The organism is Streptomyces albidicamelliae, from assembly GCF_025642175.1.
Lineage (GTDB): Bacteria > Actinomycetota > Actinomycetes > Streptomycetales > Streptomycetaceae > Streptomyces > Streptomyces albidocamelliae.
Map to the genome: position 1 here is coordinate 203,625 of NZ_CP106795.1, position 12,338 is coordinate 215,962.

At 70.5% G+C, this 12,338-nt stretch carries 9 protein-coding genes; 3 read left to right on the forward strand and 6 right to left on the reverse strand.

Going from position 1 to position 12,338, the window contains the following annotated elements:
• Positions 1 to 7: 7 nt before the first annotated feature.
• A complete protein-coding gene (locus N8I86_RS00995; RefSeq protein ID WP_263276775.1) occupies positions 8 to 2,104 on the reverse strand; it encodes a tetratricopeptide repeat protein in 2,097 nt (698 codons plus the stop codon).
• The gene (locus N8I86_RS01000) at positions 2,101 to 3,318 is read right to left on the reverse strand and encodes a hypothetical protein (RefSeq protein WP_263276776.1); all 1,218 of its coding nucleotides are present in this window, start codon (positions 3,316 to 3,318) and stop codon (positions 2,101 to 2,103) included. The genes N8I86_RS00995 and N8I86_RS01000 overlap by 4 nt, the downstream gene beginning before the upstream one ends.
• A 1,591-nt stretch (positions 3,319 to 4,909) precedes the next feature.
• Between N8I86_RS01000 and N8I86_RS01005 the strand changes: the two genes are divergently transcribed.
• Entirely contained in the window at positions 4,910 to 6,151 is a 1,242-nt protein-coding gene (locus tag N8I86_RS01005) for a L,D-transpeptidase (RefSeq protein ID WP_263276777.1), read from the forward strand.
• Positions 6,152 to 6,642: 491 nt separating this feature from the next.
• Here the strand turns inward: N8I86_RS01005 and N8I86_RS01010 are convergent, their stop codons facing one another.
• The 4 genes from N8I86_RS01010 to N8I86_RS01025 all read right to left on the reverse strand — a co-directional run bounded on the left by N8I86_RS01010 (position 6,643) and on the right by N8I86_RS01025 (position 10,586).
• Complete coding sequence (locus N8I86_RS01010) at positions 6,643 to 7,533, reverse strand: glycoside hydrolase family 19 protein (protein WP_123439360.1); 891 nt, start codon at positions 7,531 to 7,533, stop codon at positions 6,643 to 6,645.
• 709 nt (positions 7,534 to 8,242) lie between these two features.
• Positions 8,243 to 8,560: a hypothetical protein gene (locus N8I86_RS01015; protein ID WP_263276778.1), complete on the reverse strand. Its 318-nt coding sequence runs from the start codon at positions 8,558 to 8,560 to the stop codon at positions 8,243 to 8,245.
• A gap of 80 nt (positions 8,561 to 8,640) precedes the next feature.
• Positions 8,641 to 9,294 carry a TetR/AcrR family transcriptional regulator gene (locus N8I86_RS01020; RefSeq protein WP_263276779.1) on the reverse strand — a complete coding sequence of 218 codons (654 nt, stop codon included), beginning with the start codon at positions 9,292 to 9,294 and terminating at the stop codon, positions 8,641 to 8,643.
• The gene (locus N8I86_RS01025; RefSeq protein ID WP_073896450.1) at positions 9,291 to 10,586 is read right to left on the reverse strand and encodes a PucR family transcriptional regulator; all 1,296 of its coding nucleotides are present in this window, start codon (positions 10,584 to 10,586) and stop codon (positions 9,291 to 9,293) included. The genes N8I86_RS01020 and N8I86_RS01025 overlap by 4 nt, the downstream gene beginning before the upstream one ends.
• A gap of 188 nt (positions 10,587 to 10,774) precedes the next feature.
• On the opposite strand from N8I86_RS01025, the gene N8I86_RS01030 reads away from it, so the two are divergent.
• Positions 10,775 to 11,533 (forward strand): ABC transporter ATP-binding protein, encoded by a 759-nt coding sequence (locus N8I86_RS01030; RefSeq protein WP_073896447.1) that lies wholly within the window; start codon positions 10,775 to 10,777, stop codon positions 11,531 to 11,533.
• The gene (locus N8I86_RS01035) at positions 11,530 to 12,336 is read left to right on the forward strand and encodes an ABC transporter ATP-binding protein (RefSeq protein ID WP_263276780.1); all 807 of its coding nucleotides are present in this window, start codon (positions 11,530 to 11,532) and stop codon (positions 12,334 to 12,336) included. The genes N8I86_RS01030 and N8I86_RS01035 overlap by 4 nt, the downstream gene beginning before the upstream one ends.
• The last annotated feature ends 2 nt before the right edge of the window (positions 12,337 to 12,338 follow it).

Sequence of the window (12,338 nt, forward strand, 5' to 3'; positions counted from 1 at the left end):
GTCGGCGCTACTCGGCGCCCCCTCCGCCGCACAGCTGGCGCTGCCGCCGTAGTTCGGCGACATCGGCGTCGGGCAGGGTGAGGGCGTGGTCGAAATCTTCGAGCGCGCTCTCCGTGTGGCCGTCGGCCAGGTGGGCGAGACCGCGGTTGAGCAGGATGTCGGGATCGTCGCCGACGACGTCGAGCGCCACGGTGAGGTCCGCCACGGCTCTGCCGGGCCGCTCCTGCCGGTAGTGGACGACGGCGCGGTTGACGAGCGCGGCCGGGTACCGGGGGTCCTTGCGCAGGGCACCGTCGAAGGCGATAAGGGCGGCGTCGAGCGTGCCGCGTTCCAGGAGGACCGTGCCCTTCAGGCAGAGCAGTTGCACCTCGTCCGGGTGCCGTGCCAGACCGGTGTCGGCATCCGCTTCGGCGCCGTCGAGATCACCTGTCTCCAGCAGCAACTCCGCGCGGGCGACACGCGTGTCGAGGTCGTCGGGCTCCATCTCCAGGACGCGGGTGAAGTCGTCCAGGGCACCCTCGTGATCACCATGCTGCGCCCGTGCCGTACCCCGGTTGTAGTACAGCTCCGGGAAGGGGGGCGCGAGCTGTACGGCGCGGTCGTAGTCGGCCAGGGCGGCGTCGAGGTCGCCGCGGTCACGTTCGATCCTGGCGCGTTCCGAGAGGTAGTCCGTGTAGTAGGGATCGAGGTCGACGAGGCGTGAGTAGTCGGCGTGGGCCTCGTCGGGGCGGCCCAGGGCGACGAGGAGGCGGGCCCGGTTGTAGAGCAGCTGGGAGCGGTGCAGGACCCAGCTGTCCTCGTCCAGTTGGCCGTCGAGGCGGCTGATGCACGACTCCACCAGTTCCAGGGCTCGGTGCCGGTTGCCGCGGTGCATCTCGACCAGAGCGAGGCCGTTGTCGTGGAAGACGCTGTAGGTGAGGCGTTCGGCCGGGTCGGGCAGGATGCCGGCGATGGCCACCGCGTTGTGCTGCCACTGGACGGCCAGCTCGTGGTTGCGCGGTCTCAGGAAGCGCGTGTGCAGCATGGCGACGGCGTAGCTGGTCATCATGTGGATCTTGGGGTCGGTGAAGCGGCGCAGCAGGTCCTGGTACAGCTCCATGGACTGTTCCAGGCGGCCGATCGGGATGCAGGCGGCCGCCGCCTCCCGGGTGAACTCCCAGTAGTCGTGCTCGTGTTCGCGCGGGTCGCTCACACCGCGGCCGCGCAGGCCGAGGTCGACGACGGCGGCGGAGAACCCCTTCGCCACCGCGTGGCGCTGTGCGGCCAGCAGGGCGGCCCGTCCCGAGCCGGACGGATCGCTGCCGTGCTCCCGGTGGTGGGTGAGCGCGCTCATGCGGGCACCCCAGGTGGCGACTTCCTCCAGAGCGTCGGCGCGCCGGTCGTGGAGTAGTGCGACCTCCCGCGGGTCCGCCTGCTGGTAGGCGCGGATCAGCGCGGGATCGTCGTCGGTGCAGTCGCCGTCGACGTAGGCGGCCACGCGTTCCGCGTCGGTGCGGTGGACCGGGGTACGCCCTCCGTCACGGGGGGCGGGGAGCGTGACCGCGTCGCCGAGTGCGGCGTCCAACTCCTCGGCCAGCGTTCCCGCGTTCGCCGCGACCGCGATCCGCAGGACGCGCGCGTCGGCCCGGCGCACCAGCAGTGCGAGCAGTTCCCGCGTGGTCGCCTCCGCGGCGTGCACCTCGTCGAAGACGACCTCCAGCGGTACGGCGGCCTCGTCGGCCGGGGTTCCGTCGGTCTGGAGGCGCCGGGCGTACTCGAGGAGGAAGGTGACGATCCCCTGGTTCATGGCGCGGATCCAGCCGGCGCCGAAGAAGCGCGTCCGCTCCTCGTAGGGGGCGTCGTCGGCCAGGGTCCGCGGTGGCGGCCCGATGATCTCCGCCAGTTCAGGCATGCCGTACAGGAGGGCCACACGATGCTCGTCCACGAGGTCGGGCCAGCGGAGATGAGCCTCGGGCAGGATGGCACGCAGTACGGTGTCCACGCCGGTGTAGGGACCGCGCAGCCGTTGGTGGCAGCGGACCACGAGTGCCTTGTCGGTGTGGGCCGCGACGGTGCGGAGGCGGTCCTCACGCCTCTCGCCCACGATCCTCAGGTGGCGCGTCATGTGAGTTCGACCTCCGGGGACGACGACGAGTGGGTGGGCCCCGCCTTGCTGTTCCGGCGTTTCCTCCGGGACAGCACCACGAGAGCGACGATCTGGGCGATGTTCATGCACAGGGAGAGCACGGCGTCCCAGAAGGCCGGGTCCAGTTCTCCGGAGCCGATCGCTCGTGCGGCGATGCTGCCGTACTGGACGGTCACCGGGACGCTGACGAAGATCGTGACGGCTGCCAGTGCGCAATAGCCCAGCACGATGAAGGGGCCGTAGAAAGTGCCGACGCGGCGGTCCCGGGCGGTCCACTGCTCCTCGTCGACGACGCGGTCCGGGTGGTTCAGCAGACGCCAGAACCGGTTCTTCAGCAGCGTCATGGCCGCGTCGTGCAGATCGTGGCAGTTCCAGGCGGTGGCGGCCACGTAGTAGAGGTCGGTGCGCAGATAGAGTTGGAACTGCCAGAGCATCCGGACGCCGACGGTGAATGCCAGGGCGAGGCAGAGCCTGCCGGTGAAGGAAAAGGTTCCGTCCGGGTGCCGGGTCGCCTCGGCGACGAGTCCGAAAGCACCGAAAACGACTCCGTCGCAGACGATCCCGGCGAGAAACGGAAGATAGCGTTTCGCTCGCGGAACGCTCAGAAGTCCATTGATCTGGGTCTCGGCGACGATATACGTCAGACGATTGCTCAGACTCAGTCGCGTGGGCAGACCGAGCCGGCGGCCGGCGAGGATGTGGAAACCCTCGTGGACGAGGAGAAGCGGCACCTGTCCGAGGGTGATGACGAGCTGGACCACCAGCAGCGAGTGCACGAAGAAGATGTGCGAGGGACGGGGGGCCAGGTCCGTGTGGACGGCCGCGGCCCACGCCCATCCCGCGGCGACGGCGGCGTACAGGCACCAGGCCACCGGGGAGAACGCGGCGCGCCCGAGCCCGCGCAGGCGTACCGGGACCGGTGCGGTGGTGGCCTGCCGGCCGCCGTCCTCACGGACGAAGCCCAGGTCGTGCAAGGTCTCGACGAAGTCGTCGAGGTCCACCTCCTCGTCGAAGGTGGTCTCGTACCAGTCCGCGGCCGCGGTCAGCGGCATTCCCTCCGTCAGCTGCTTCAGCAGCTCTGCCCCGTCGGCCGGGAAGACCGCGTAGGACCCCGTGTCCAGACGGCCGACCACGACGTCGTCGCCTTCGCGTACGAAGCTCAATTCGTGGAACAGGAGACCGTCAGCGGTCACTCGTCCTCCTCAGGACCCGGAGCCCGGACGTGCTCGGGCGCGCCGACTCGCGGCGCACCCGAGCACGAACCGGTACCAACAGCAGGCGAATCGTTACGCCTGGACGGAGTACGGGCACTGACAGGCGGCGGACGTCAGACGCACATCGCCGGTGCGGCGCACCGCAATCTTCTTCGTGCCGGCCTTCTTGCTCATGGCGACAGTCGACTTCACAGCGAGTCCCTTCTCAGCGGGATGTGCAACCGACCGGCGGTCGGCGGCATCAAAGCTGGAGCAGGCGCACACCGGGGTCAAGGCTCCTTTTCCGCCACGGGGTCATGGGCAAATACATCCGTGCCCGAAAGTCGCCGGGAAAGCGATTGCCGCACGGCGTAAAGGAAGGGAATACGTCGCCCCGGTCGGGAATCCGTCGCGGGCGCGCCCCGGACATCGTTGCCAGATGGTGCGGGGACCGCGTTTCCGCACTTCCGGCCACCGCGGCCGGCGCTACGAATTCCGGAGGGCGTCAGGCCGTGGGCCGGAAGTGGAAGGCTGCGCACCGCATTCCGTTTCCCGTGAAATACCGCCGTAATACTTCGGGCCCAGCCAAGCGGAGGCAAAAGGCGTGCTGTGCGGTGGTGCGACTTTCGCGGGTGTGCTCTGTGCAATCTCGGCACGGACGGACCGGCGACCGATTTAATGAAAGTTGAACCGCATGTCAGGACGGTGATCCTCCGACCTCCGCTTCAGGACCGGCCCTTCACCTTCCCCGGACCTTTCGCGAGGCCCAGGAGACGGGATCGCTGCAGCGCCGACGGCGACCCTGGTGGCGCACATCCCGCCGCGGGCGCGGTGCGCCGGGATACGCACCTGCGTCCGCCGGCGTCAGATGCCCGGCCGCACGCGAGGACGGCGGCCATGCGCGAGGGGGGCGCTGCGGGCGGCGGCAGCCGGTACCGATCCACGCCCGGATCGGGCCCTCACCAGCCGTAGTCCCCCGACTCCGCACCGGCACGACCGAGCGGAACCGGCCGCTGGTGTCCCCCGGCCATTGCCACCGGAACCCGGAAGGCAGGGCCGGCTTCGCAGCCGGAACGACGCACAGGGGCGCGCCCTGGCGACGCGGGCCGCATCGCCCGCGTCTCGAAAGTGCCATTGAGCCGTCGCGGCGCGCCGCTCGCCGACGAGAACGCGCCAACCTCTTCCGCTACGTCTGCTTCCCCGGACCTTTGGCGCTCCGAGAACGGGCACATATCTCGGTGAGGAGCGGTGTACCGGATTGGCCACACGGGACATGTGCTCGCCTGGCCGGGACAGCGTGCGTGGCAGATGAGACAGCGCGGGCAGAGCTGCGCCAGGACAGTGAACGGCCGCCACGGCAAGCCCCCGGCCAGGCGCCGCGCGAGGGGTGTGACCTGCGGATTCGGCGCGACGGGGATCGTGGAGCCGTGACACACCTCGGCCGGTGCCGACCCAGTCGAAACATGCGTGGGCTGCACCACAGTTTGCCCTTTTTCGGATAGATACATGGCTATATAGGGTTATGGAGCCAGGACCATGCTGTCCGGCGTCCTGCTCGGGCACACACAGACCACTGACACGGGAGAAGCGTTTGCTCACGGCACGTAAACGACACGCCAAGCTGGTGACCCTGGCCGGCGCGCTCGGCGGCGTACTCGCGGTGACCGCCCTCAGCGGCACCAGCACCGCTGCCACCAGCAGCAATGACGCCGGGAACGACCCCAAGCCAACGGCGCAGGCGCCGGTGGATCCCGCTCAGGACGCGTCCGATGCCCGAATAACGATCACGCCTGGCGAAGGTGCCCACAACGTCGGGACCACGGACCCGGTAGGGGTCACTGTCAGCCAGGGCAAGCTCGTCAAGGTGACCATGACAGCGGTCGCGACCGGTACCGAGGTCTCGGGCACCCGTTCCGCCGACGGCACGTCCTGGAAGCCGAACAGTCCGCTCAAGCGGGCCACCAAGTACCAGATCGCCGCGAAGGCCGTGGACGCCAAGGGGCGCTCCGCAGCCGGTAACGCCACGATCACCACGGTCTCCCCGGCCAACGACTTCATCGGGCACGTCTCCCCCACGAACGGCTCGACCGTCGGAGTGGGCATGCCGGTGACGGTCAACTTCGACCGGGCGATCACCGACAAGGCCGCCGTGCAGTCCGAGATCCAGGTCAGTTCCAGCAGCGGACAGCAGGTGGTCGGGCACTGGTTCAACGACAATCGCCTGGACTTCCGTCCCGAGTCCTACTGGAAGGCCGGCTCCACCGTCACCGTGAAGCTCACCCGCCTCGGCCTCCAGAAGACGGTCACGTTCAAGGTCGGCCGGAGCCAGATCAGCACCGTCGACGCCAAGACGAAGCGGATGACCGTCGTGCGGGACGGCAAGACGATCAAGACCATCCCGATCTCGTCCGGCAGCCACGAGCACCCGACGTACAACGGTCGGATGGTCATCTCCGAGAAGTTCCGGCAGATCCGTATGAACGGCGCGACCGTCGGCCTCACGGAGAAGGACGGGAAGCCCTCCTACGACATCGAAGCCGTGCCGCACGCCATGCGCCTGACGGACTCGGGCACCTTCATCCACGGCAACTACTGGGGCGGCAAGTCGGTCTTCGGCAAGCTCAACACCAGCCACGGCTGCGTGGGCCTGAAGGACGTCAGGGGTGGAGGCGACGGCAAGCAGCCCGCCGCCTGGTTCTTCGACAACTCGCTGATCGGCGACGTCGTCGTCATCAAGAACTCCGAGGACAAGAGCACGCTGTCCCCTGACAACGGCCTCAGCGACTGGAACATGCCGTGGAGCGCCTGGGTAGCGGGCAGCGCGACCCGCTGACCCGGGCCACTCCCCCCGGCGGGTCCGCCGGGTCGTAGTCGTCGCGAGCGGCTGTCAGCGCAGGATGCTGACAGCCCTCGCGGCCACCGTCGGTGGCTTGTAGTCTGCGGCGAGAAAGCTGGGTTGCCGGGCGTGCGTCGGTGTCCCCGACGTCCGACGCCTCGCCCGCGCCTACGGCGTCGCGACCGGTCACCGGTTCCGCCGGCCGAAGCCGGGCGGCTTCTACTACGGCGGCTGCGGCACCACGCGGTACGCGGCCGTCCGCTTCGAAGTCGGTGCCGGCGCGGCGGGCGAGGACCGGGTCCAACTCCAGGACGAGGGCTCGGGCCTGTAGTTCTTCCGCCTACCTCCCGGCGCCGGGTGGGCGTTCGTCGGCTCCGACACGTATCCGGCCACGGGCGACTGCTCCCGCTTCACACCCGCCGACCTCGCACACCGGCTGCGGCAATGGCGGGATGCGCCGCGCCGGTCGGCGACCTCGCGGAGGGCGATCAGCAGTAGAGGTTGCCCCCGGGTGACGTCCCGAGGATCTGGGCGAACCGCTGGTAGGCGTCCACGCGACTCTGGACCTGGGCCGGGTTCTTGCCGTCGCACTCGAGCGAGCCGTTGATGCTGCGGATCGTCTGGCCGAAGCCGGCGCCGTTGACCATGGCGTTGTGGGGCGTCATCGTGCCGGGCCCGGTCTGGGTGTTCCAGTACCAGAGCCCGGTCTTCCAGGCCACGGCCGCGTCGTTCTGCACCAGCCACGGGTTGTTGAGGAGGTCGATGCCCAGGGCGTCGCCCGCAGCCTTGTAGTTGAAGTTCCAGCTGAGCTGGATGGGGCCACGTCCGTAGTAGGCCGACTGTCCGGCCGGGCAGCCGTACGGGCGGCTCCAGTCGCAGTAGTGCGGGTAGTTGGCGGTGTTCTGCTCCACCACGTACACCAAGCCACCGGTCTCGTGACTGACGTTGGCGAGGAAGGCTGCGGCCTCCTGCTTCTTGACCGCGTCGCTCCCCGTGTTCGCGAAGGCGGGGTACGCGCTGAGGGCCGCGGTCAGGCCGCTGTACGTGTAGAAGGAACTCCGGTTCGGGAACATCTGGTTGAACTGGGCCTCGCTCACCACGAAGGTGCCGACCGGGGTCCCGGAACCGCTGTCGCAGCCGTACGGCTCCCAGAACCAGGTGCTGATGATCGGGTCGTAGCCGGGGTTGTCGTGTTCGGCGATGTAGGCCTTGCCGTCGGAGTAGCGCACGATGTCGCCCGTCCTGTACTGCCTTCCGGCGACCCAGCTCGGGTAGCTCGAACACGCTGCGGCGGACGCGTCGGCGGCCGGCAGCAGGACGGGCACCGTGGTTCCCAGGACGAGTGCGGTGACCACGGCGGAGAGGCGGCGTTTCGACACAGGGTCAACTCCTTTGCGGAGCACGGCCGCACCGGACAAGGGCAGCGCGGAGCCGGGGGCCCGAGCGCACGGGCCGGTCGGTCCGGCGACTGCGTGGGTGCGGCCGTGGTGGGGGGTGTGGAAGCACACTCAACCGCTTTGGTCTGTACCAGTCAAGGGTTTAGACCAGTCATCAAGGGTGTAGACCAGTCACCCGCTCCGCTCGGCGGCAGCCGCCCGGCCACCACGCTCCGGTGTCCAACCGCCCGCCCCACGGAGTTACTTGGCCCACTTTTGCTCCTGCGGATGAGTACCCGCGCGATGCCCCCCGTTGGCCCCAGTAGGACCGAAAGGGGCGCTTGATGGACTACTGCAGCCCGTGCAGCCGCACGCTCAACGGCGCTGTGACCTGCCCGGAGTGTGGGGCCTACGACCCCGCCGTGGCACAGCCGAGCGGTCGGGGAGACGGCGCTCCGGCCGTCGAAGCCGCACTGCCGGAGCCCCGCTTGGAGCCCCGCTTCATCGACGGGTCCAACTCCCCCGGCTCGCCCCCTCCCGGATCACCGACTGTCTCCATGGACCTGCCGGGCGACCGGTACGACCGTCCAGCGCCCCTCAAGAAGTACGCCGTCCGGTCCCTCGCCGCGGCCGCCTTCACCCTCCTCGGGGGGCTGGGCGCCGCCACGGTGTTCTCCCCGTCGACGGCCCCCCGGGCAGCCTCGGTCCCGGATCAGTCGTCCCCGGAGGAGCCCGGGGCCGACGTACCCGATCCCCAGGCTTCACCGGAGCGGGCGAGCACACATCCGGCCCGCAAGGGCGTCCGGGACAGTCGCGGTGACGACGTACGGCGTCCGCTGCCGGCGAGTCGCGGTACCGCGCCGACCTCTCGGCCTTCCGCCACGCCCACCCCGTCTGCGTCTCCGACGGCGAGGGCGACGCCGAGCCCCCGAGCCTCCAGCAGCAGCCGTCGCCCGAGTTCGCCTCCGCGGACCGCAGCCCCTTCCACGAGGCCCTCCGCCAGTCCGTCCGCCAGTTCTTCGGGCAGCACCAGCGCCTCCCCCACCGGTAGTGGCTCGCCCAGCAGCACCGGTGAGGCCGGTGGCTGACGGACCACTGCCTCCGGCGGCCTCAGCCGGCCCGTGCGGACAGGTGGATGAGGATGCCGCACACCTCGTCCACGATCTCCCGGGCCTCCGTCTCGTCGCCGCAGTCGCCCAGTTCACGGGCCGCTCCGCCGATGACGGTCGTCAGCACGCTCACCCGGACGCGGCCGGCGCGTCGCCGCTCGTCCACCTCCAACAGCCGGGCGTTGCGCCGTACCCACGCGCGGTCCCACTGGCGGCGCAGCGCGTCGAAGCCGGCGGGGCCGTCGTCGTCTGCGAAGAGTCTGCCGAGCTTCCTGTTGTCCCAGGCGCCCTCCAGGTACGCCCTGGCTCCCGCCACGAAGAGGGCGATGGGGTCGGTCGTACCACCGCTGCGTTCGGCGGCCAGTGTGGCCGCGGTCCGGTGCTCCTGTTCCTCCCGGAACTCCTCCCAGAGGGTGAGGTAGAGCCCGCGCTTTCCGCCGTAGTGCTGGAAGAGGGTGCCCACCGGGATGCCGGAGCGCGCCGCGATCTCGGTGAGGCCGGCGTCGGTGTAACCGCGTTCGGTGAAGACGTCCAGGGCGGCGTCCAGAAGCGCGTGCCGCGTCGACCGGTCCTGCCCGGCGCCCCCCGTATCGCCGCAGCCGCCCGGCAGTTGACGTGCCGCCTCGGTCCCCGCGGACTCCATGATCCCGCTCACGGGCACTCCTCGCTCTCCCCGGCCCCGTCACGGATGGCGAGGGCGACCAGCAGTTCCAGGAGGTCGGCGATCCGGCGCGGATTGCGGCCGGTGCGCTCCTCGATCCGGCGCAGCCGGTAGTGCGCCGTGTTGTGGTGCACCCGCAGCCGGCCGGCGGCCAGCCGCAGGTTGAGGTCCGCCTCCGCGAAGGCCCGGATGGTGGTGGCCAGGGTGTCGCCGCGTTCGCGGTCCTCCTCCAGGAGCGCCCGTACGCGGGGATCGACCAGTTGGCGCGCGAGGTCGTCGGCGCGCAGAGCCAGGTAGTCGAAGGGCGACAGGCGCGGCAGCGCGGCCACCCCGCCCGTGGTCGGCACCAGGTCGAGGGCGGCCCGCGCCTCCTCGTAGGCCCGGGGCAGTTCGGCGGCGCCGCGGGCGACCGTGCTGATGCCCATGCAGAGCATGGTGCCCTGGCGCGCGAGCCGCTGCTGCACGGCCTCGAAGTGGGCGCATACGTCGTCCGCGTCCATGCCGGCCCGGAGCACGGGTACGGCCACCACCTCACCGTGGCGCACGACGACCAGTGTCCGGCCGGCCCAGGGCCCCGCGACACTGATCGACGCGCTGGTGGCATAGCCGTTCTCGGCCGAGGCGTGGTCGCCCGTGCGTGTGTCGCCCACGCACACCGCCACGACCGCCATCATCGGGGAGCGCGGTCCGAGGCCGTACGCCTGGGCCGCGGCCAGGAGCGGACCGCGCGTCGGTGCCACGCCCGCCAGGAGCTGGTCCAGGAGATCCCTGCGCTCGCGGTCCGCGTCCGCCACCACGTGCTGCTGGTACTCGACGTAGGCCTGCGCGGCGTGGGTGCTGGCGTAGTCGACGTAGCGCATCAGCGGGGTGACGAGCGACAGAGCGGCCTGCTGGGCCTCGGCTGACGTACCCGCGCAGTCAAGCAACGCGTCCCACATCACCTGCCGACCGACGCGGAAGGCGCTGATCCAGTCCTCCAGGGCGAACCCGGCGCGGGCCCGGCGCATCGCTGCCGCGCGGCTGAAGACCAGGTCCTCGGCCGCGATGTCGCGGTCACCTGCGAGCGCCGCCAGCTGCATCCGGTAGTGCTCCAGCACCTGCTCGCGCACGTCGTCGAAGAAGGGCTCGTCCTGCAGGGCGTACGACGGGATCTCCGCGCGCATCACCTCGACGGCGGTCTCCGCCACCTCCTCGACCCGGTCGTGGACGGCGTGCAGGATCCGCCACCGCTCCCGCAGGAGCGGCTCGGAGAGTCGGGGGGTGCCCAGGGCGGGACCGCGAGGCATGGCGCCGATCGTCGTCGTCCGCCTCGTGCCGCGTCAACAGTCCCGGGGTGAGACGTCTGCCATCACCTGTGCGCGGCGCACAGTCCGGAGGCCGGGAAGTTGGGTGCTCACACCCAATGTGCGCCTGGAGAGCCCCCACCTACTGTGACGCTCGCCCAACTCCCAGCACCTCGGAAGGGGCGTCACCCATGCTCGCTGTCGACGGTATCACCGTGCGCTTCGGCGGGATCACGGCACTGGACGGTGTCGGGTTCACCGTCGAGCCGGGTACCGCCGTGGGGCTCATCGGACCGAACGGGGCCGGCAAGACCACGTTGTTCAACTGCCTGACCAGGCGCTGCACTCCCGTCGGTGGACAGGCGCGGTTCGAGGACGAGGACCTGCTGGCCCTCGCTCCGCACGCCGTGGCCCGGCGTGGCATCGCCCGCACCTTCCAGAACCTGGGCCTGTTCCCGCGGCTCACGGTCCGGGAGAACGTCATGGTCGGCGCCCACAGCCGGGGGCGCACCGGACACCTCGCCGCGGCACTCCGGCTGCCCCGCGTCCGGCGGGAGGAGAGGGAACTGCGTGACCAGGCGGACGACTTGCTGCACCGGCTCGGCCTGGCGGACATCGCTGAGCACCCGGCGTCGGGACTGCCGTTCGGCACTCTCAAACGGGTCGAGCTCGCGCGGGCGCTCGCCGTGCGGCCCCGGCTGCTGTTGCTGGACGAACCCGTCAACGGCCTCAGCCACGGTGAGGTCGGACAATTCGCGGATCTGGTCCGGTCGGTGCGCCGGGAGTTCGACCTCACGCTCGTCGTGGTCGAACACCACATGGGGTTCGTGATGGGTCTGTGCGACAAGGTGGTCTGTCTCGATTTCGGCCGCAAGATCGCCGAAGGGCCGCCGGAGGCGATCCAGCGCGACCCGGCGGTCGTCGAGGCGTACCTGGGGGTCGCCGCATGAGCGGGCCCGCCGTCGGTCCCGCCGAGTCCCCGGCGGCCGCGGAGCCGGACTTCCTGAAGGTCAGCGGCCTGCACGCCGGATACGGCCAGGCCCGCGTGTTGCAGGGCCTCGACTTCTCCGTCGCCCGTGGGGAGGTGTGCGCGGTCCTCGGACCGAACGGCGCGGGCAAGACCACGATGCTGCGGGCGCTGTGCGGAATGGTCCGCGGCCGTGGCTCGGTCACCCTGAACGGCACAGAGCTGCTGGGCCGCTCGCCCGAGCAGGCCGCCAGGCTCGGCGTGGCGCACGTCCCCGAGGGCCGGGGCACCTTCAACGACCTGACGGTCGAGGAGAACCTGCGCATCGGCGCCCACCTGCGTACCGGCTCCCGGTGGCGGGGCCGCGCCGAACGCGCGGCCGTGGCGGCCGACCTGGAGCGGATCTACGGCCACTTCCCCAGACTGCGTCAGCGGTCGCGGCAGGCGGCCGGCAGCCTCAGCGGCGGGGAGCAGCAGATGCTCGCCGTCGGCCGGGCGCTGATGCTGCGGCCCGTGCTGCTGATCCTCGACGAGCCGTCCCTCGGGCTCGCGCCGCTGGTCACCCGTGAGTTGTTCGAGATCGTCCGTGCCGTCAACGAGGAGGAACGCACCACCGTGGTCGTCGTCGAGCAGAACGCCCGTCTCGCGCTGGGCATCGCGCACCGGGCGCACGTACTGGAGGCCGGCCGCCTGGTGCTGTCCGGGCCGGCCGCACGGATCCGCGAGGACGGGCAGGTCGCCGAGGTGTACCTCGGTGTCACCGTCGGCGCGCGGAAGGCCGGGTGAGG

Coding starts and splice junctions, on each gene's coding strand:
- N8I86_RS00995 (WP_263276775.1), bottom strand. CDS start 2,104: ATGACGCGCCACCTGAGGATCGTGGGCGAGAGGCGTGAGGACCGCCTC.
- N8I86_RS01025 (WP_073896450.1), bottom strand. CDS start 10,586: ATGCCTCGCGGTCCCGCCCTGGGCACCCCCCGACTCTCCGAGCCGCTC.
- N8I86_RS01030 (WP_073896447.1), top strand. CDS start 10,775: ATGCTCGCTGTCGACGGTATCACCGTGCGCTTCGGCGGGATCACGGCA.
- N8I86_RS01035 (WP_263276780.1), top strand. CDS start 11,530: ATGAGCGGGCCCGCCGTCGGTCCCGCCGAGTCCCCGGCGGCCGCGGAG.